Source organism: Actinomadura sp. J1-007 (genome assembly GCF_009793335.1).
Lineage (GTDB): Bacteria > Actinomycetota > Actinomycetes > Streptosporangiales > Streptosporangiaceae > Spirillospora > Spirillospora yumaensis.
This window is the reverse complement of the sequence record NZ_WING01000001.1, coordinates 6,399,778-6,419,058: the sequence shown is the minus strand read 5'-3', so window position 1 is coordinate 6,419,058 and position 19,281 is coordinate 6,399,778. Positions and strand designations below refer to the sequence as shown.

The window sequence follows — 19,281 nt, the reverse complement described above, 5'->3', positions numbered from 1 at the left end:
CGCTCCCCCGCTCAGCCCGCGACCGGACCGGACGCGCCGGACGCGCCGTTCCCGGGGGCGGCGCCGCCCGGTTCGGCGAAGGGCGCCACGGTGACGCCCGCCTCGTCGAGCGCGGCCCGCACGGCGACCGCCATCCGGACCGCGCCGGGGCTGTCGCCGTGCACGCAGATCGACTCGGCGCGGACGGGCACGACCGTGCCGTCCAGCGCGACGATCTCCCCCTCGGCCGCCATCCGCACGCACCGTTCGGCGACCTCGGCGGGGTCGTGCAGGACCGCGCCGGGCGAACGCCGCGACACGAGCGTCCCCTCCGGCGTGTAGGCGCGGTCGGCGAACACCTCGTGCACCACCGGGAGCCCGGCCTCGTCCGCGAGGCGCAACCACGCCGAGCCCGGCAGGCCGAGGACGGGCAGCTCCGGGTCGAAGTCCAGCACCGCGCGGACGACGGCCCGCGCCTGGTCCTCGTGGTGGACGATCGCGTTGTAAAGCGCGCCGTGCGGCTTGATGTAGCCGACCCGCGTCCCCGCCGTCTCGGCGAACTGCCGGAGCGCGCCGAGCTGGTAGAGCACGTCGTCGGTCAGCTCGCCCGGCGGGACGTCCACGAACCGGCGCCCGAACCCCGCCAGGTCGCGGTAGCCGGTGTGCGCGCCGACCGACACGCCCCGCGCGGCGGCGGCCTCGCACGTGCGCCGCATCACGCCGGGGTCGCCCGCGTGGAACCCGCACGCGACGTTCGCGCTGGTCACCACGTCGAGCAGGGCCTCGTCGTCGCCGAGCTCCCAGCGGCCGAAGCCCTCGCCGAGGTCGGAGTTCAGGTCGATGCGCATGGCGTTGCCTCCTTGGGTCAGGGTCTTCCCCCGGGTCACTTCCAGAGGTCGGGCAGGTCGCTGAGGGCGTTCCAGCCGAGGTAGAGCGAGAGCAGCCACGCCCCGACGCCGAGGGCGAGCAGCCAGGCGGGGTAGCGGTAGCCGTGCAGCAGGTCGCGGCGGCGCGCCGCCACCCACAGCAGGACGGCGAGGCCGAACGGCAGGATCAGCCCGTTCAGGGCCCCGGCGAGGACGAGCAGCTTCGCCGGGGTCGTCCCGATGGACAGGTAGATCACCGTCGAGACGAGGATGAACGCGACCACGACCTGGTTGCGGTACCGGGCGATCCAGGACGAGAAGTCGATCAGGAACGACACCGAGGTGTAGGACGCGCCGATCACCGAGGTGATCGCGGCCGACCACATGATCAGGCCGAACAGCCGGAGCCCGCCCTCCCCGGCGGCGTGCTCGAACGCCGACGCGGCCGGGTTGCCCGCGGCGAGCTTCGCGCCCCCGGCGACCACGCCGAGGACGGCGAGGAACAGCAGCGCCCGCATCACGGCGGTGACGATGATCCCGGTGATGGAGCTGCGGGTGATCCCGGCGATGTTCTCGGGCCCGGTCAGCCCCGAGTCGACCATGCGGTGCGCGCCCGCGTAGGTGATGTAGCCGCCGACGGTGCCGCCGACCAGCGTGGTGATCACCAGGAAGTCCACGGTGCCCGGCGCGACGGTCTCCCGCAGCGCGTCCCCGAACGGCGGGTGCGAGACCACCGTGACGTACAGCGTCATGGCGATCATCAGGACGCCGAGCACGACCACGATCCGGTCCATCGCCGCGCCCGCCCGCCGGACCAGGAAGATCGCGATGGCGACCAGCGCGGACACGGCCCCGCCGACCTTGACCTCCAGGCCGAACAGCGCGTTCAGCCCGAGGGCGCAGCCCGCGACGTTGCCGATGTTGAACACCAGGCCGCCGAAGACGTCGAGCGCGGCCAGGGCGTAGCCGCCGCCGGGCACCACCCGGTTGCCGAGGTCCTGCGCGCGCCGGCCCGAGACGCCGACCACGCGCCACACGTTGAGCTGGATCGCGATGTCGATCAGCACCGAGACCAGGATGGCGAACGCGAACGCCGCGCCGAGCTTGGCGGTGAACACGGTCGTCTGGGTGATGAACCCGGGCCCGATGGCGCTGGTGGCCATCAGGAACATGGCGCCCAGCAGCGCTCCGCGCCGCGATGCGGCGGGCGGCGGCGGAGGCTTGTCCAGCGTCGTCTGGTCGGTCATGGCTGCCCCTTCGGGGAGTCGGCTTTCCAGTAGGGTAAGGATTGTTCAACAATCCTTCAATCCCCGTTTTGATGAATCTTCCGTTCCGGCGGACTACGCTTGGCCTCGCACATGTTCCGGGCGCGCGACCGCCGCGTGACGGCGACGTCCCCACGGCGTCCCGCGCCCCTGGGGGGAGGCGGGCTGATGACGGTGCCGGCGCAGCAACGGTGGCTCGACGGGATCGCGGCGGCCCGGCACGAACTGGATCGGTCCAGCACCGCCGCGCGCGTCGCCGACCTGCTGCGCGACGAGATCACCACCGGCCGGCTCTGCCCCGGCGACCGGCTCCCCGAAGAGGACCTGTGCCGCGCGATCAAGGTCTCGCGCAACACCATGCGGGAGGCGTTCCGCCTGCTGGTGCAGGAGCGACTCCTCGTACACGAGTTTAACCGGGGCGTGTTCGTGCGCCGCCTGACCGGCGACGACCTCGCCGACCTCTACCGCGTGCGGCGCATCCTGGAGTGCGAGGGCGTGCGCGGCGCCCGCGAGGCGACCCCCGAGGCCCTCGCGCGCGTCGAGGCCGCCGTCGCCGACGGCGAGCGCGCGGCCGAACGGGAGAGCTGGCCGGACGTGGGCACCGCCGACATCCGGTTCCACCAGGCGCTGTCGGCGCTGTGCGGGAGCCCGCGGATCGACGAGATGACCCGGCACATCCTCGCCGAGCTGCGCCTGGTCTTCCACGAGATGGGCTCGCCGCGCGAGTTCCACGAGCCGTACCTGGCCCGCAACCGCCGCATGGCCGACCTGCTGCGGGCGGGCGAGACCGAGGCCGCCGAGCGGGAGCTGCGCTCCTACCTCGACGACGCCGAGGCCCAGCTCACCCGGGCGTACCGGGACGCGGAGTAGCGCCCTCCCGGGGCACGGGCGGTTCCGGGCGGGTCAGGGGGCGTAGTTCATGACGTGGTCGTGGAGCATCTTCGGGGCGTCCGGGTCCTGGCGGCGGAACGCCTCGATCAGGGCGGCGTGCTCGGCCGACTTGGAGTAGATCTCGGTGTGGTGGAGCCTGAGGGACAGCGTCGTCCACAGCTCGATCCCGAGGCCCTCCCACACCGCCATCAGCAGCCGGTTGCCCGCGGTCTCGACGATCTCCCGGTGGAACGCGATGCTGAGGCGCATCTGGGCGACCAGGTCGTCGCCCGCCGCGGCCTCCGCCAGCAGGCGGTTGTGCTCCTCCAGGGCGCCCATGCGCCCGGCCAGGCGGGGCAGGGCCAGCTCGGCGGCCGTGCGCTCCAGGCCCGCCCGGACCGGGAAGATCTCCCCGAGGTCCTGCTCGGTGAAGGCCCGCACCCGCGCGCCCCGGTTGGGCAGCGTCTCGATCAGCCGCTGCGCTTCGAGCTGGCGCAGCGCCTCGCGGACGGGCCCCTGGCTGACGCCCAGCTCGGTCGCGATGCGCCGCTCCACGATGCGCTCGCCCGGCTCCCAGCGGCCCGCGCTGATGCCCTCGACGATGAACTCGCGGATCTGGTCGGCGAGTCCGGTGCGGAGGAGCTGGGCGGTGGGCGGCGCGTTCACGGAGCACATGGTAGACGCAACCCCGGTAAGCGCCTCTTGACGGCTGGCATATGATCGATCATTGATCAATGATGATCGGTGAGCGTCGTGGCGATCCTACGGCGTTCTCCCCGGACAGAGGAAGGTCGCCGATGGCTGAGACCACCAAGGCCGCACCGATCCGCACGCGCCGCCCCCGCGGCGCGGCCAGGGACCGGGACGACTCGGCGGCGAACGAGAAGACCGGCGCCCGGACCGCGGCGAAGACCGCCGCCAAGGGCGGCAAGGCCCCGAGGCCGACGCCGGGACCCTCGTCGCGTACTACCGGCAGATGCTCCAGATCCGCCGCTTCGAGGAGCGCGCCGCGCGCGCCTACACCGAGGCGAAGATCGGCGGCTACTGCCACCTCAACCTGGGCGAGGAGGCCACCGTCGTCGGGCTGATGGCCGCGCTGCGCCCCACCGACTACCTGTTCACGAACTACCGCGAGCACGGGTACGCGCTCGCGAAGGGCATCGAGCCCGGCCGGGTCATGGCCGAGCTGTACGGCCGCTCCACCGGGGTCTCCAAGGGGTGGGGCGGGTCCATGCACCTGTTCGACGCCGAGGCCCGGCTGCTCGGCGGGTACGGCATCGTCGGCGGCCAGGTCCCCCTCGCCACCGGCGCCGCGCTCGCCGTCTCCTACAAGGGCGGCGACGAGGTCGTGATGTGCCACATGGGCGACGGGACGACCGCCATCGGCGCGTTCCACGAGTCGCTCAACATCGCGGGCCTGTGGGACCTGCCGGTCGTCTTCGTGGTGATCAACAACGGGCTGGGCATGGGCACGACGGTCGAGCACTCCGCGGCCGAGCCCGAGCTGTACCGGCGCGGCGCCTCGTACCGGATGGAGAGCCTGCGGGTGGACGGCAGCGACGTGCTCGCCGTCCGCGACGCCGCCCGCGCCGCCGTGGAGAAGGCGCGCGCCGAGAGCCGCCCGTACCTGCTGGAGACCATGAGCCCCCGGCTGAAGGGCCACTCGGTCGTCGACCCGGCACGGTACCGCTCCAAGGAGGAGAAGGAGGCCCTGAAGGCCGCCGACCCCCTCGCCCGGTTCGCGCTGGAGCTGGAGGAGGGCGGGATCCTCAGCCACGACGCGCGCGACGCGCTGGACGCCGAGGTCACCGCCGAGATCGACGCCGCCGCCGCGTTCGCCGACGACAGCCCGTCGCCCGACGTCTCCACCCTGTTCGACTACACCTATGCCACCCCGGTCCCGGGCGAGCTGCGCCGGCTGCCGGCCGAGCCCGTCTTCGCCGAGCCGGCGTCCCGGGACTGAAGGAGAGCGCCGCGATGGCACCCGCCACCCTGACCAGTACCTACCGCCACGCCCTGCGCGACACGCTGCGCGCCGAGATGCTGCGCGACGAGAACGTCTTCCTCATGGGCGAGGAGATCGGACTCTTCGAGGGCTCCTACAAGATCACCGAGGGGCTGCTGAAGGAGTTCGGGCCGAAACGGGTCCGCGACACCCCGATCGCCGAGGAGGGCTTCGTCGGCGCCGCGATCGGCGCCGCCATGCTCGGGCTGCGCCCGGTCGTGGAGATCATGACGATCAACTTCTCGCTGCTGGCGCTGGACCAGATCGTCAACCACGCCGCGAAGATCTACGGGATGTTCGGCGGCCAGTCCAGCGTCCCGATGGTGATCCGCACGCCGGGCGGCGGCGGGCAGCAGCTCGGCGCGACGCACTCGCAGAACGTCGAGCTGTTCTACTCGTTCATCCCCGGCCTGAAGGTCGTCGCGCCGAGCACGCCCGCCGAGGCGTCCGCGATGCTGAAGGCCGCGATCCGCGACGACGACCCCGTGCTGTTCCTGGAGAACCTCGCCCTCTACAACACCAAGGGCGAGCTCCCGGCGGAGGTCGCCGACATCGAGCCCGCCGAGATCGGGCGGGCCGCCGTGACCCGTCCCGGGACCGACATCACGATCATCGGCTACTCGCGGATGGCGCGGGTCGCCGCCGAGGTCGCCGAGACCCTCGCCGCCGAGGGGGTCTCCGCCGAGGTCGTCGACCTGCGGAGCCTGCGGCCGCTGGACCGCGCCACCGTGGTCGAGTCGGTCCGCAAGACCGGCTGCGCCGTGGTGGCCGAGGACGACTGGCTGACGTACGGCATCGGCGCCGAGATCGCCGCGACCATCCAGGAGGGCGCGTTCGACTGGCTCGACGCGCCCGTCCGCCGGGTCGCGATGGCCGAGGTGCCGCTCCCGTACGCCAAGCCGCTGGAGACCGCCGCGCTGCCGTCCGCGGAGTCGCTGCTCACCGCCGCCCGCGAAACGCTCCGCGCGCGCGGCCGCCGCACCCTGGAGACCTCCTCATGACCGAGATCCTCATGCCCCGGCTCTCCGACACCATGGAGGAGGGCGTCATCAGCTCCTGGCAGAAGAAGCCGGGGGACGCGGTCGAGGTCGGCGACGTCATCGTCGACATCGAGACCGACAAGGCCGTCATGGAGTACGAGGCGTACGAGGCGGGCGTCCTCGAAAAGATCCTCGTCGAGGAGGGACAGTCCGCGGCGATCGGCGCGCCCATCGCCGTGGTCGTCCCGGCGGGCGGCGCCGCGTCGGGCGCGGAAGAGGCGGCGGCCGAGCCGGAGCCCGCGCCGTCCACGCCCGCGCCGGAGCCGAAGCCGGAGCCGGTCGCCGCCGAGGCCCCGGCACCGGCTCCCGCCCCGGCCGCTCCGGCAGCGGCTCCCGCGTCGTCGCCGAGCACGCCGCGTACGCGGCCGCCGTCGTCCCCGCTGGCGCGGCGGCTCGCCCGCGACCACGGCATCGACCTGGCGACGCTGACGGGCTCGGGCCCGGGCGGGCGGATCGTCCGCGCCGACATCGAGGACGCGATCCGGAACGGCGCGGCCCCGGCACCGGCGTCCGCACCGGCCGCAGCCGCCCCGGCCCCGGCCGCCGCACCGGCCGCGGCGGCGCCCGCCGCGCCCGCGAAGGCCGCCGCGCAGGCGGACGACCCGGACGTGGAGGCCGTCCCGCTGAACCGGTTCCGCAAGGTGGCCGCGCGCCGCCTGACCGAGAGCAAGCGGAACGCGCCGCACTTCTACCTGACCCGCGACGTGGACGCCGAGCCGCTGCTCGCGTTCCGGGCCACGGTGAACGAGGCGCTCGCCCCCGCCAAGGTCAGCGTGAACGACCTGATCGTCAAGGCGTGCGCGACCGCGCTGCGCGAGCACCCCGAGGTGAACGTGTCGTTCACCGAGGACAGCCTGCTCTGGCACAAGCGGGTCAACGTCGGCGTGGCGGTCGCGGTGGACGACGGCCTGCTCGTCCCGGTGATCCACGACGCCGACCGCAAGAGCGTGTCGCGGATCGGCGCGGAGACCCGTGAGCTGGCCGCCAAGGCGCGCGAGGGCAGGCTCGGCGTCGGGGAGATGAGCGGCGGGACGTTCAGCGTCAGCAACCTCGGGATGTACGGGGTCGACTCGTTCTCCGCGGTGATCAACCCGCCGGAGGCGGCCATCCTCGCGGTCGGGGCCGTACGGGACGAGCCGGTCGTCAAGGACGGGCAGGTCGTGCCGGGCAAGCGGCTGTCGGTGACGCTGTCGGTGGACCACCGGGCGTGCGACGGCGCGACGGGCGCGCGGTTCCTCGCCCGGCTGGCCGAGCTGCTCGCGAACCCGATGCTGATCGTCGCCTGACGGCGTCCGCGCGGGCCCGGAATGGCGGCCGGGCCCGCGCGCGGTTACCGTCGGCCCGACGTCGGATGATCTCTGGAGCCGCCATGACGCCGCCCCCCGTGCCGGGCCCCGCCCCCGAGCCCGCGCTCCGCTCCGCCGCCGCCCCCGCGAGGCGGGGGCCGCGCTACGAGCACGGCCTGGTCATCGGCGCGTTCCACCCGCCGCGCGCCGGGCACCACCTCCTGATCGACACCGCCGCCGCGGCGTGCGCCCGCGTCACCGTGACGGTCACCGCGTCCGCCGGAGAGGCCGCGCCGCTCGCCCTGCGCGTCGCCCGGCTGCGCGAGGCCCATCCGCAGCCGCACATCGCGATCGTGCCGGTGGCGGACGACGCGGAGGCCGACCGCCTCCCGGACGGCGCGGAGGCCGCAGGCGCCGCGGACGGCGCGGCGGACGGAGGCGGGGCGGACGGGGCGTGGCGCGCGGACGTGGCGGCGTTCCGCGCCGGGCTGGCGCTGCGCTCGGTGCTCGGGGTCCGGGTGCCGCACGTCGACGCGGTGTTCACCTTCGAGCCGTACGGCGCGGAGCTGGCCCGCCGCTTCTCCGCCGCGCACGTGCCGGTGCCGCCGCCCGGCTGAGCCCGGCGGCTAGCATCGCGGCATGGACGACAACGATCTTCGCCATCTGCGCCGCTGCGTCGAGCTGGCCGAGGCGGCGCTGGAGGCGGGCGAGGAGCCGTTCGGGTCGGTGCTGGTGGGCGCGGACGGGGCGGTCCTCGCCGAGGACCACAACCGGATCACCTCGACGGGCGACCCCACGGCGCACCCCGAGCTGGCGCTCGCCCAGTGGGCCGCGCTCAACCTGAGCCCCGGCGACCGGGCCGGGGCGACCGTCTACACGTCCGGCGAGCACTGCCCGATGTGCAGCGCGGCGCACGGCTGGGCCGGGGTCGGGCGCGTGGTGTACGCGGTGTCGGCCGCGCGGCTCGCGGAGTTCTCGGCGGAGATCGGCCTGCCCGAGTCGCCCGTCCGCCCCATTCCCGTGCAGGACGTCGCGCCCGGCGTGACCGTGGAGGGGCCGGAGCCGTCGCTGGAGGCGGAGATGCTCGCCCTGCACCGCCGCCGCCTCTGACGCGGGCCGTCACGGCCGCCGTGTCTCCGGCAGGATTCGAACCTGCGGCCCCCAGGTCCGCAACCTGGTGCGCTTTCCACTGCGCCACGGAGACGTGCTGCGCATCGCGTATCGCGCATTGCGCATTGCGCATTGCGTAGCGGGTGCGGGAATCGAACCCGCCTCAAGTGGTTTATGAGGCCACCGAACGCGCCAGCGTTCCTACCCGCCCGGAGCGGAGGGTGCGAGATTCGAACTCGCGCAGGGAGACCCCTGACCACGGCTTAGCAACCCGCTGCCTTCCCACTCGGCCAACCCTCCGGGAAAACAAAAGAACCGCCCGTCCGGACTCCGTGTCCGGGGGCGGTTCGCGTAAGGCGTGCAGATCACGCCCTCATACGGCACCCAGGACAGGAAAGGCTACGGCTACTGCGCATTCGACGACGTCGCATTTCACCGCTCCCCTCTCGCTGCCCGTTCATCATGTCGTCCACTGTGCCGGAACGCCTCAATGCCCGCAACACCTTTTTCGGATATCGACTTCAGCGAGAACGTCCGCCCGGCGTGCCCAGCGCATTTCTCAGGGCGTGCAGCGCCTCGTACACCCGGAGTTTGACCACGTCCACCGGGACGTCCAGCGCCGCGGCGGCCTCGTTGACCGAACGCTTCCCGAACACCGTCTCCGCCAGGATCTCGCGATGCTCCGCCGGCAGCCCCCGGTACGCCCGCGCGACGGCCGCCGGTCGCATCCGCGCGTCCGCGTGCTTGCCCATTCGCAGTGCCACGCCCCGAACCTCGCACCCCGCCGAGCCCCCGCGAACGTCCTTAGGCCGCCCTTAAGCCGGCGTTGAGCCGCCGCGTCCCAGGTCGGCGGGCGGCGATGTCCGAGGGGTGAGGCAGGATGGAGAGGTGGAGCTGGACGATCTGGTGCGGTTGCGGCGGGCCAGGGACATGATGGACCGCGAGTACGCGCGGCCTCTGGACGTGGCGCAGCTGGCGCGGGTGGCGCTGATGTCGCCGGGGCACTTCTCCCGGAGCTTCCGGCAGGCGTTCGGGGAGACGCCCTACGGCTACCTGATGACGCGGCGGATCGAGAGGGCCAAGACGCTGCTGCGGCGCGGCGACCTGTCGGTGACCGAGGTGTGCTTCGAGGTCGGCTGCTCCTCCCTCGGGTCGTTCAGCTCGCGGTTCACCGAGCTGGTCGGGGAGAGCCCGAGCGCCTACCGGGCCAGGGAGCACGAGTGGGCCGAGGGGCTGCCGGCGTGCTACGTGAAGATCTTTACACGACCCGTACGCGAGCGGAGGGCGCGGCCGGAGGACGGTAAGTAGCGTTCCGTCCATGGATCTCATGCTTTCGCACTGCTTCCTGGCCGTCCACGACCACGAGGAGGCGCTGGCCTTCTACCGCGACGTGCTCGGGATGGTGGTGCGCAACGACGTGAAGGCGGAGGGGCTGCGCTGGCTGTCGGTCGGGCCGCGGGCCCAGCCGGACGTCGACATCGTCCTCGAACCGCCCGTCGTCGACCCCGACACCTCGCCCGAGGACAAGCGGGCCATCGCCGAGCTGATGGCGAAGGGGATGTACGGGCGGCTCAACTTCTCCACCGACGACGTCGACGCCGACTTCGAGCGCATCCGCCGGTCGGGCGCCGACGTGCTCCAGGAGCCGATGGACCAGCCGTACGGGGTGCGCGACTGCGCGTTCCGCGACCCGTCCGGCAACATGCTCCGCCTCAGCCAGCGCAAGCGGTGACGAACCGCCCTTCCTGAGAGGGCCGCGCCCCTAGCATGGGGCGCCAGAGGAGGTCCCGCATGGGTAAGCACAACAAGCCCGCCACGCGCGCATGTCCTGGCTGCAACGGCACCGGGACGAGCACCGCGACCGGAGAGAAGTGCAACGTGTGCCGTGGAACGGGAAGGATATGAGGTTCCCTCCAGAGGGATGCGCCTACGAGGTCCGCTACACGCTGGGCCGCAGGGGGACGGGCCGGGAGATCTTCCCGGACGAGTACGAGCTCGGACGCTGGTTCGCCGAGATGACCGCGGAGGGCGTGTTCACCCCGGAGGAGTTCTCCGTTCCGGACGAGGACGGCCGCAACGGCTACCAGATCTTCTGCGTCGCGGAGAGCGGCCGCGTCGGCATCAGCTACTTCCACCCGCGGCTCGTGCGGGGCCGCATCGAGGGCGCACCGGCGCCTGCGGCCTGACCGGCCCGCGCGGCCGCAACAGCGTGATCCGCACGGGCCGGCGGTGAGGACGCGGCGGCGCGCCGTTCAGCGCGACTCCTCGTACAGGGTGAGGAGCGTGTACGCGGCGACGGTGGAGTCGTCGGTGATCGAGCCCTCGCGGACGAGGCGCTTGAACTCGGCCCGCGTCACGAAGCCCTGCCGCATGTCCTGCTCCTCCGGCTCGCGCGCGTGCTCGCCGGGGACGAGGCCGGTCGCGAGGAAGACGTGGCAGCCCTGCCCGCTCATGCCGTGGGAGCTGTGCAGGAACCCGATCGGCGTCAGCGTCGCGGCGCGGAACCCGGTCTCCTCGGCCAGCTCGTGCCGGGCGACCTCCTCGGGCGTGCCGCGCCGGCGGCCGGGCAGCGAGCCCTGCGGGAAGTTCCACGTGCGGCGCCCGATCGGGTAGCGGTACTCCTCCACCATGTGGAAGCCGTCGCCCTCCGCCGGGACCACCACCGCGAAATCGGTCTTCTCGACCAGGCCGTAGATGCCGCGCGAGCCGTCGAGGCGCTCGACCTCGTCCTCGCGGATCGTCATCCAGGCGTTCTCGTACACCACCCGCGACGCCAGCCTCCGCACCGCCGGTCCGTCGCTCACGGGTCCCCCATCGCGCATGGTCCCATTGTGGAGGACGGGGCGGGGGGCGCGGCGGAACGCCCCGGGAACGCGGAGGGAACGCCCGCGGAGCCCGGTGTCGGGACGTTCTACTCTTGTCGGAACCTCCCGGGCTCGACGGCCGACGAAGGGGCACGATGGCCACGCGCGTCTCCGACGTTCTCGTCCAGAGCGGCGCCCGCAGGCCGGGCTGCCGCGACCTCGCCGTCACGGCCGGGCTCGCCGCGGTGCTCGGCGGGCTGTTCCTGCTGTACGGCCCGCTCAACCAGGGGCCCGCCGCCTGGAACGTGCGCACGCCGCTGGACGAGCACGTCCCGCTCGTCACGCCGATGGTGGTGCCGTACGTGTCGGCGCTCGCGCTCGGGCCGCTCACTCTGCTGTACTTCGCGGCGACCCGGGTACGGCTCGCGCAGTCGGCGCTGCTCGCCGGGATCGCGCTGCTCGCCGTGGCGTACCTGTTCTACTTCTTCGCGCAGACGCGGATGGACCGGCCGGAGGTGACGGGCGGCGACCCGTTCTCGGCGCTGCTGCGCACGGTCTACGGCAGCGACGACGCCTACAACTGCTTCCCGAGCCTGCACACCGGCTTCTCCGTCGTGATCGGCGTGCACTGGCTGTGGTCGGGGCACCGCGCGGGGCCGTACGTGGCGGGCTGGTGCTGCCTGATCATCGCGTCCACGCTGCTCGTCCACCAGCACTACCTGGCCGACATGCTGGCGGGCCTCGCCGTCGCGGGCGCCGCGTGCCTGCTCGCGCGCCGTACGGTCGCCGCCCGGCACACGGGAGAGCCGCCGGAGGCGGGCGACGGGACGTGAGCGGGCCCGCTACGGCCGGTCGGGGGCGGGCGGCGGCTCGGCGAGGACGTCCCGCAGCCACACGTGCCGGAACTGGTAGGTCGGCCCGACCCTGCGCAGCACGTTCTTGCGGTGCGCCTCGTCCAGGAACGCCAGCAGCCGCAGCGGCAGGTCGCCCCGGCTGAGCGCCTGCGCGAGCGTCAGGTGGACGAGCGCGACGACGCCCGCGTTCCGCGTCCGGAGCGTGAGCATCCACGGCAGGCCGTAGGTGAGGCCGCCCGCGAGCGCCGACCACACCCCGAGCAGGGCGCCCATCGCGGCGGACGTCGCGAGGCCCGCGAGCAGCCCGATCGACACGCCGTACGCCAGCCCGAACACGAGCGCGACCTCGCACTCGTTGCGCATCAGCCGCCCGGGGCTGGAGACGCGCGCGTCGGCGTTCGGGAACGCGCCGACGAACGCGGCCGGGATCGGGGTCGCGATCAGCAGGCCCCACAGCGCGCCGAGCGGGTCGCCGAACAGCGCCCAGCCGCCCGGCACGCCGACCGCCGCGACCAGCGCGCCGGAGACCAGCACACGCCCGAGCCGCCCCCGCTCGCCGAAGTAGAACTGCGACGGCGGCGGCAGCGACAGCGTCGACAGCACCGCGAGTCCCGCCCCCGCGCCGAGGCCCGCCGCCAGCCCGACCGGCACGGCGACGGACGCCCCCCAGTAGGCGTACGTCAGCAGGCCGAAGCCGAGGCCGGTCGCCGGGGACGCCAGCAGCAGCGCGCAGACCGCGGCGAGGACGCGCTCGCGGCGGCCGACGAGCCGCGCGAGCTCCCACCACCGGATGTCGTGCAGGTCGCCGTTGTCGCGCATCCCCTGCGCGAGGAAGCGCAGCCAGCGGTGCTCGGGGACGGCGTCCGTCCCGCCGGTCCGCCCGTCCGGCGGGAACGCGTGCGGAACGAGCCCGCGCAGCAGATGCCGCTCGATCGCCGGGACGCCCCCGGCGTCGCCCAGCCCCCGCAGCTCGGCCGGGTCGCCGCCGGGGGCGTAGATCTCGCAGGCGAGCGTCAGCATCAGCGGCGTGGACAGGGCGCGCAGCAGGGGCGCGCCGTCGTCCAGGCCAGCAAGGGCGGCGTGCCACGCGCGCCGCTGCGGCGCGTCGTTGACGGCGTCGACGAACCGCAGGATCTCCGCCTTCCGGACGGGCCTCAGCTCGTACTCGCGGGCCCCGCCGAGCCGCTCGTCCCGCCGGAGCAGCGCGTCCGCCTCGCGGAGCTCCTCGGTCCGGCAGGTCAGCACGAGCACCGGCCGCCCGTACCCGACGCGGCGGCTCAGGCCCCGCGCGAGCCCGGCGATCTCCCGTACGGCGGCGGCCCGCAGCCCGCCCGCAGCGCCCGCCGCGCCGGTCCCGCCGGGCTCGCCGATCTCGTCCAGGCCGTCCAGGACGGGCAGGATCCGGCCGCGCGCGAGCAGCAGGCACGCGGTGCGGTCCTCGGGCGCCTCGGCGTCCTTGAGGAACGGGTGGGCCTGCTCCAGCCGCTCCTGGATCCACGCGCCGAGGTCCCCGGCGGGCCGCCAGCCAGCGAGCGAGACGTACACCGGGACGGGCGCGGCCGGGGCGCGCCGCTCCCGCGCGGCCTCCGCCAGCCACCGCCGGACGAGCCCGAGCGTGAGCAGGACGGCCATCGAGGTCTTGCCGCTGCCCGCCGCGCCGCTGAGCACGAGCGCGCCCGACGGGCACCGGTCGAACGCCGCGAGCAGGTCGTCGCCGGACCCGACGTACTCGGTGCGCGCCTCCCCGCCCGCGCCGCCCGCGCCGCCCGCGCCGCCCGATCGCCCGCCGTCGCCGTACGGGACGAGGGTGGTGGTCAGGAGCCGGTCCTCCTCGGCGAGGCCCCGCGCGCCGGCCTCCCTCGCCCAGTCGTCGGCGACCGCGTCGGCGAGGTCCCAGGCGGCCCGGTCGAGCCGGTCGCGGCGCTGCGCCCCGTCCCGCCGGCCGCGCCCCCGGGACAGGCGGCCGAGCAGGAGCGCGGCGAGGCCGGTGACGAGCACGGTGAGGACGGCGAGCGCGGCGAACGACGCGACCGGGTGCCGCTTCATCTCGTCCTCGGGGACGTAGAGCCCCGACGCCTCCGACAGGAGGTTCTGGAGGGTGAAGGCCAAGGCCAGCGCGGTGACGACGCCCACGGCCGCGATCCAACGCCTCATCCGCACTCCCATCCGGGCCGTTCGCCCGCGCCGAATGGTTCGCCGGTTAACGACTCCGCCGGGACGCGCCGGGTTCCGGGCGTGGCCGCATCCGGCCGCACGCGCGTCCGGGAAGCGGCAGAATGCCGGGATGCACCGTCCCCCCGACATCGACGCGGTCATCGGCTCGGCCTGCGGGGACGACCCCGTCGCGGCGGGAACGGCGCGACGCCTCCTCGCCCGCCTCGCCGCGGCCTCGCGGCCCGGCCCTCTCCCCGACCGCGCCGCGCGGGCGCTGGTCGCCGCGGGCCTGCTGCGCCGGGCGGGCGACGGGGCGTACTCGTTCACCGACGAACGGGCGCGCGCGTGCCTGGCCGAGATGTGGCGGACGCGGGGCCCTGCGGCGCTCACGGCGTTCCCGCTCGCGACCGACCTCGCCTCGGGCTGGGCGGTCGCGCAGGGGCCCGCGCCGACGACCGGCAACGCGGTCGAGTTCCTCATCGACAACGAGGCGGCCTGGGGACGGCTCGCCGAGGACGTGCGCGCGGCCCGCTCGTCGGTGCGCGCGATGCTGTTCATGCTCGACGTCCCGCACGTGCGCGTCGCGTTCGGCCGCGACCCCATGGGCAACCCCGGGCCCGCCGAGGCCGTGCGCCTGGAGGACGAGCTGCTCGGCGCGGCACGACGCGGTGCCGACGTGCGGCTCGTCCTCAACCACGTCACCCCGCCGGTCTCCCCCGCCAACACCTCCTGGCCGCTCGAACGGTACTTCCGCGAGAACGACCCGGACGGGCTGGTCGGGCTGCGCCGCCTCGCGACCCCGCAGACGCTCCCGATCCACGGCAAGGTCGTCGTCGTGGACGGCCGCGTCGCGTACCTGGTCGGCTCGGTGTTCGCGCAGGAGTACTTCGACGGCCGCCGCCACGCGGTGGACGAGCCCCGGCGCGGGCACCTGCGCTGGCGCAGCTCGGTGCGGGCCCCGGTGCACGACGTGAGCCTGCGGGTCGAGGGCCCGGCCGTCGCCGACCTCGACGCGACGGTGCGGCTGCACTGGGACGCCGCGCGCCCGTCCCGGGCGACGCCGTCGGCCGCCTCGTACGCCCCGCCGCGCCCGGCGGTCCCGCCTCCGCCGTCACCTCCGCCCGGCCGGACGGAACTCCAGGTCACGCGCACGCTGCACGGCGCGCGCCGCTACCCGGGCCTGCCCGCCGGGGAGACCGGGATCTACGAGTCGTACCTGAGGGCGCTGGAGTCGGCCGAGGACTTCGTCTACCTGGAGAACCAGTACCTGACCTGCCCCGAGCTGGTGGACGCGCTCGTCCGCGCGATGCGCCGCGCCCCGGCGCTCCAGCTCGTCCTGCTGACCAACCTGCGGCCGGACGTCCCGTACTACACAGGCTGGCAGCGGCGCGCGCTGGAACGGCTCCTCGCCGGGCTCGGCGAGCACCGCACGCGCGCGGGCGTCTACACGCTCTGGAGCCACGAGCGGGCGCCGGGCGTCGAGCGCACCCGGCTGATCCGCACGCACGTCCACTCGAAGGTCGCGATCGTCGACGACGCCTGGTTCACGGTCGGCTCGGCCAACCTGGACTCGCTGTCCCTCAGCCACGGCCAGCACGAACTGCACCGCCCGATGCCGGTCAGGCTCGCGCGGCTGCTGCGCGGCGCGTCCGGCGGCGACCCCTGGCAGGCGCGCGCGACCGAGGTGAACGTCTCGTGCCGCGACGGGGAGGCCGCCGCGCGCCTCCGCCGCGACCTGTGGGCCGAGCACCTCGGCCTGCCGTCCCCGGACGACCCGCGCCTCACCGCGCCCCGGGCGTCCGCCGGGAACGGCGCCGGGGACGGCGAGGGTGCCGGGAACGGCGGGGGCGGCGGGTGGCTGGCGCTGTGGCGCGAACGGGCCGCCCTGAAGCTCGCCGGCCTGCGCGCGCCCGATCCCGAGGTCACCGAACCGCGCGTGCTGCCCTACCCGCACCGCGACGGCCGCCTGCCGGACGGCTCGCACAGGGAGCACGCCCATCTGCGGGCGCTCGGCATCGACCCGGAGCCGATCGACGTGCTGACCCGGTTCAGGTCGTTCTCGTTCCGCCAGGGCGCCTGGAAGCCCTGACCCGCACGGCGCGCACGGCGAACACGGCACGCGTCGCGAGCGCGACACGCGCGGACACGGAACGGCGTCGTTCCAGCGCGCCGTCCGGTTGTCGCGCTGGCCGCAAGCGGATGCGCCGCTGACCACGATCGGCCCGATTCGCCCGGATGGCCCGGAAATGGTCCATCGTTCCGTTCACACCCCCCGGATCAACGGATCGATCGCACGGCTCCCATCAGCGCTCGGAAGGGACTCGTCCGTGGTCGTACGCCTCCTCTCCCCCGCGTCCCCGCGCCGGCGGCCGCTGCTCGCCGCCCTGCTCGCCGTCGCCCTCGCCGCGTCGCTGCTGTCCGCCGGCTGGCCGTCGCCCGTGCGCGCCGCGCCCGCCGCGCCCGCCGCGAGCGCCCGGCTGCCCGCCAACTTCCAGCAGAAGACCGTGCTGTCCGGGCTGACCATGCCGACGAACGTGGAGTTCTCGCCGGACGGCCGCGTGTTCGTCGCGGAGAAGAGCGGGATCGTCAAGGTCTTCGACTCCCTCACCGACACCGCCCCGGAGGTCTACGCCGACCTGCGGCGGCAGGTGTTCAACGGCTGGGACCGCGGCCTGCTCGGCATGGCGCTGCACCCGAACTTCCCCACCGACCCGCGGGTGTACGTGATGTACACCTACAACGGCACGCTGGGCGGCGCGTACCCGAAGTGGCCCTCGGCCGACGGGACGAACGACCAGTGCCCCGACCCGCCGGGCGCCAACAACGAGGGCTGCGTCGTCGCGGGCCGGATCTCCGTGCTGACCCCCGCCGTGCAGGCGCGCGCCGCGTCGCGGGCGGCCGGGCCCGTCGGCGAGCGGGTGCTGGTCGAGGACTGGTGCCAGCAGTTCTCCAGCCACTCGGTCGGGACGCTGGCGTTCGGCGAGGACGGCCAGCTCTACGCGGGCGGCGGCGACGGCGCGAGCTTCCAGTACGCCGACTACGGCCAGAAGAACAACGCGTGCGGCGACCCGCCGAAGCCCGCCGGGACGCCGCTCACCGCGCCGACCGGCGAGGGCGGCGCGCTGCGCGCCCAGGACCTGCGCACGGCCGGCGACCCCGCCACGCTCGACGGGACGATCATCCGGATCGACCCCGACACCGGCGACGGCTCGGCGGGCAACCCGCTGCCGAACGGCGGGCCGAACGTCAAGCGCATCGTCGCGTACGGCCTGCGCAACCCCTACCGGTTCACGGTCCGGCCCGGCACCGACGAGATCTGGAACGGCGACGTCGGCTACACCACCTGGGAGGAGATCAACCGCCTCCCCGAGCCGCGGTCCACGATGCGCAACTTCGGCTGGCCCTGCTACGAGGGCGCGGGCCGCACGCCCGGCTACGACGCCGCCGACCTCAACCTCTGCGAGAAGCTGTACGGCGAGGGCGCCGGGGCCGTGACCGCGCCGTGGTACGCCTACAAGCACAGCGACAAGATCGTGCCAGGCGAGACCTGTGGCGTCGGGAGCTCGTCCACCAGCGGCATGGCGTTCTACGCGGGGACGACCTACCCGGCGCAGTACCGGGGCGCGCTGTTCTTCAGCGACTACGCCCGCAAGTGCGTGTGGGCGATGAGGCCGGGCGCGGACGGGCTGCCCGACAAGACGAAGATCGAGACGTTCTCCACCGACGCGGGCGGCGTGGTCGAGCTCCAGGCGGGCCCGAACGGCGACCTGTTCGGCGTGGACATCATCGGCAACCGGATCGTCCGGTTCGTCTACAACGGCGTCAACAACCCGCCCGTCGCGGCGATCAAGTCGGACGTCACGAGCGGCCCGGCGCCGCTGGCGGTCGCGTTCGACGGCGGCACCTCCAGCGACGCCGACGGCGACCTGCCGCTCACCTACGCCTGGGACCTGGACGGCGACGGCGCCTACGACGACTCGTCCGCCGTGAACCCGTCGTTCACCTACCAGGCGAAGGGCCGCTACACGGTCGGGCTGAAGGTCACCGACACCAGGGGCGCGTCCGACACCGCGGCGCTCACCGTCACGGCCGGGTCCACCCCGCCCGTCGCGGCGATCACGGCGCCGGGCGCGGACCTGACCTGGCGGGTCGGCGACCGGATCCCGTTCGCGGGGACGGGCGCGGACGGCGAGGACGGCCCGCTCACCGGCTCGTCGCTGAAATGGCAGATCATCATGCACCACTGCCCGAGCGACTGCCACACCCACATGATCACCGGGCAGGACGGGACGGACGGCGAGTTCGTCGCGCCCGACCACGAGTACCCGTCGTGGATCGAGCTGCGGCTGACCGCGACCGACTCCGACGGGCTCAGCGACACCAAGAGCGTGGAACTGCATCCGAAGACCGCCCGGCTGACGCTCGCGAGCGACCCGCCGGGCGTCCCGCTGACGCTGCTGGAGACGACGCGGGCCGCGCCGTTCACCGGGACCGTCATCCAAGGGTCGAACGTGTCGGTGTCCGCGCCGGCCCAGACGCAGGTCGTCGGCGACCGGGCGTACGAGTTCGCGGGCTGGTCGGACGGCGGCGCGTCCGCGCACAACGTCGTCGCGAACGCCGACGCGACCCTGACCGCCACGTACCGGCCGAAGACGAACCTGGCGCTCGGGCGCCCGGTGAAGGTCTCCAGCGTGGAGAAGGCCGGGCTGGAGGGCCCGAAGGCCGTGGACGGCGATCCCGCCACCCGCTGGTCGAGCGCCCGCAGCGACCCGCAGTGGATCGAGGTCGATCTCGGGTCCGCCCGCCAGGTCGGCTACGTGCTGCTGCGGTGGGAGGCGGCGTACGGCAAGGACTACAAGGTGCAGACCTCCACGGGCGGCGGCGTCTGGACGACCGTGCAGACCCGCGCGAACGGGGACGGCGCCGTGGACGTCCTGCCGTTCACGCCGGTCAGCGCCCGCTGGGTGCGGATCTACGGGACCAAGCGCGCGACGGCCTACGGCTACTCGCTGTGGGAGATGGAGGTCTTCGACAGGTGATTGACTTGG

The 19,281-nt window shown here is 74.1% G+C and carries 18 protein-coding genes and 3 tRNA genes; 12 read left to right on the top strand and 9 right to left on the bottom strand.

Annotated features, from left to right (window positions below; translation table 11 throughout):
• Positions 1 to 11 precede the first annotated feature (11 nt).
• A complete protein-coding gene (locus GEV43_RS29140) occupies positions 12 to 827 on the bottom strand; it encodes a LamB/YcsF family protein (RefSeq protein WP_160823420.1) in 816 nt (271 codons plus the stop codon).
• A 35-nt stretch (positions 828 to 862) separates the two neighbouring features.
• Positions 863 to 2,092, bottom strand: a complete 1,230-nt coding sequence (locus GEV43_RS29135; protein WP_160823419.1) for an NRAMP family divalent metal transporter — start codon at positions 2,090 to 2,092, stop codon at positions 863 to 865.
• Positions 2,093 to 2,278: 186 nt separating this feature from the next.
• Between GEV43_RS29135 and GEV43_RS29130 the strand changes: the two genes are divergently transcribed.
• On the top strand, positions 2,279 to 2,980 hold the full coding sequence (locus GEV43_RS29130) for a GntR family transcriptional regulator (protein WP_160823418.1): 702 nt from the start codon (positions 2,279 to 2,281) through the stop codon (positions 2,978 to 2,980).
• A 33-nt stretch (positions 2,981 to 3,013) separates the two neighbouring features.
• Here GEV43_RS29130 and GEV43_RS29125 read toward each other — a convergent pair whose 3' ends face one another.
• Positions 3,014 to 3,646, bottom strand: a complete 633-nt coding sequence (locus tag GEV43_RS29125) for a GntR family transcriptional regulator (RefSeq protein WP_309239891.1) — start codon at positions 3,644 to 3,646, stop codon at positions 3,014 to 3,016.
• A gap of 310 nt (positions 3,647 to 3,956) precedes the next feature.
• Here GEV43_RS29125 and pdhA point away from each other — a divergent pair, with 310 nt between their 5' ends.
• From pdhA to GEV43_RS29100, 5 genes are all read left to right on the top strand, one after another.
• A complete protein-coding gene (gene pdhA, locus GEV43_RS29120) occupies positions 3,957 to 4,943 on the top strand; it encodes a pyruvate dehydrogenase (acetyl-transferring) E1 component subunit alpha (protein ID WP_160823416.1) in 987 nt (328 codons plus the stop codon).
• 14 nt (positions 4,944 to 4,957) lie between these two features.
• Positions 4,958 to 5,986 (top strand): alpha-ketoacid dehydrogenase subunit beta, encoded by a 1,029-nt coding sequence (locus tag GEV43_RS29115; protein ID WP_160823415.1) that lies wholly within the window; start codon positions 4,958 to 4,960, stop codon positions 5,984 to 5,986.
• Positions 5,983 to 7,311, top strand: coding sequence for a dihydrolipoamide acetyltransferase family protein (locus GEV43_RS29110; protein ID WP_160823414.1), 1,329 nt, complete (start codon positions 5,983 to 5,985; stop codon positions 7,309 to 7,311). The genes GEV43_RS29115 and GEV43_RS29110 overlap by 4 nt, the downstream gene beginning before the upstream one ends.
• 83 nt (positions 7,312 to 7,394) lie before the next feature.
• Positions 7,395 to 7,928: a hypothetical protein gene (locus GEV43_RS29105; protein WP_160823413.1), complete on the top strand. Its 534-nt coding sequence runs from the start codon at positions 7,395 to 7,397 to the stop codon at positions 7,926 to 7,928.
• Positions 7,929 to 7,950: 22 nt separating this feature from the next.
• Complete coding sequence (locus GEV43_RS29100; protein ID WP_160823412.1) at positions 7,951 to 8,421, top strand: nucleoside deaminase; 471 nt, start codon at positions 7,951 to 7,953, stop codon at positions 8,419 to 8,421.
• Between the two features lie 21 nt (positions 8,422 to 8,442).
• Here GEV43_RS29100 and GEV43_RS29095 read toward each other — a convergent pair.
• The 4 genes from GEV43_RS29095 to GEV43_RS29080 all read right to left on the bottom strand — a co-directional run bounded on the left by GEV43_RS29095 (position 8,443) and on the right by GEV43_RS29080 (position 9,185).
• A tRNA-Arg gene (locus GEV43_RS29095) sits at positions 8,443 to 8,515 on the bottom strand.
• A 43-nt stretch (positions 8,516 to 8,558) separates the two neighbouring features.
• Positions 8,559 to 8,631 (bottom strand) — tRNA-Met (locus GEV43_RS29090).
• 5 nt (positions 8,632 to 8,636) lie between these two features.
• Positions 8,637 to 8,721: transfer RNA gene (locus GEV43_RS29085), tRNA-Ser, on the bottom strand.
• 221 nt (positions 8,722 to 8,942) lie between these two features.
• Positions 8,943 to 9,185 (bottom strand): hypothetical protein, encoded by a 243-nt coding sequence (locus GEV43_RS29080; protein WP_160823411.1) that lies wholly within the window; start codon positions 9,183 to 9,185, stop codon positions 8,943 to 8,945.
• A gap of 169 nt (positions 9,186 to 9,354) precedes the next feature.
• On the opposite strand from GEV43_RS29080, the gene GEV43_RS29075 reads away from it, so the two are divergent.
• From GEV43_RS29075 to GEV43_RS29065, 3 genes are all read left to right on the top strand, one after another.
• Positions 9,355 to 9,729: a helix-turn-helix transcriptional regulator gene (locus tag GEV43_RS29075; RefSeq protein ID WP_206681521.1), complete on the top strand. Its 375-nt coding sequence runs from the start codon at positions 9,355 to 9,357 to the stop codon at positions 9,727 to 9,729.
• A 10-nt stretch (positions 9,730 to 9,739) separates the two neighbouring features.
• Positions 9,740 to 10,153 carry a VOC family protein gene (locus GEV43_RS29070; protein ID WP_160823410.1) on the top strand — a complete coding sequence of 138 codons (414 nt, stop codon included), beginning with the start codon at positions 9,740 to 9,742 and terminating at the stop codon, positions 10,151 to 10,153.
• A 169-nt stretch (positions 10,154 to 10,322) separates the two neighbouring features.
• Positions 10,323 to 10,607, top strand: a complete 285-nt coding sequence (locus GEV43_RS29065; protein ID WP_160823409.1) for a hypothetical protein — start codon at positions 10,323 to 10,325, stop codon at positions 10,605 to 10,607.
• A 66-nt stretch (positions 10,608 to 10,673) separates the two neighbouring features.
• Here the strand turns inward: GEV43_RS29065 and GEV43_RS29060 are convergent, their stop codons facing one another.
• Positions 10,674 to 11,225, bottom strand: coding sequence for an NUDIX hydrolase (locus tag GEV43_RS29060; protein WP_160823408.1), 552 nt, complete (start codon positions 11,223 to 11,225; stop codon positions 10,674 to 10,676).
• A 155-nt stretch (positions 11,226 to 11,380) separates the two neighbouring features.
• Here GEV43_RS29060 and GEV43_RS29055 point away from each other — a divergent pair, with 155 nt between their 5' ends.
• Complete coding sequence (locus GEV43_RS29055; protein ID WP_160823407.1) at positions 11,381 to 12,058, top strand: phosphatase PAP2 family protein; 678 nt, start codon at positions 11,381 to 11,383, stop codon at positions 12,056 to 12,058.
• A 9-nt stretch (positions 12,059 to 12,067) separates the two neighbouring features.
• On the opposite strand, the gene GEV43_RS29050 is transcribed toward GEV43_RS29055, so the two are convergent.
• Positions 12,068 to 14,233: an NACHT domain-containing NTPase gene (locus GEV43_RS29050; protein WP_160823406.1), complete on the bottom strand. Its 2,166-nt coding sequence runs from the start codon at positions 14,231 to 14,233 to the stop codon at positions 12,068 to 12,070.
• A 130-nt stretch (positions 14,234 to 14,363) separates the two neighbouring features.
• Here GEV43_RS29050 and GEV43_RS29045 point away from each other — a divergent pair, with 130 nt between their 5' ends.
• Both GEV43_RS29045 and GEV43_RS29040 read left to right on the top strand, forming a co-directional pair.
• Positions 14,364 to 16,322, top strand: coding sequence for a phosphatidylserine/phosphatidylglycerophosphate/cardiolipin synthase family protein (locus GEV43_RS29045; protein WP_160823405.1), 1,959 nt, complete (start codon positions 14,364 to 14,366; stop codon positions 16,320 to 16,322).
• 238 nt (positions 16,323 to 16,560) lie between these two features.
• Positions 16,561 to 19,272: a PQQ-dependent sugar dehydrogenase gene (locus tag GEV43_RS29040; RefSeq protein ID WP_206681317.1), complete on the top strand. Its 2,712-nt coding sequence runs from the start codon at positions 16,561 to 16,563 to the stop codon at positions 19,270 to 19,272.
• Positions 19,273 to 19,281 lie beyond the last annotated feature (9 nt).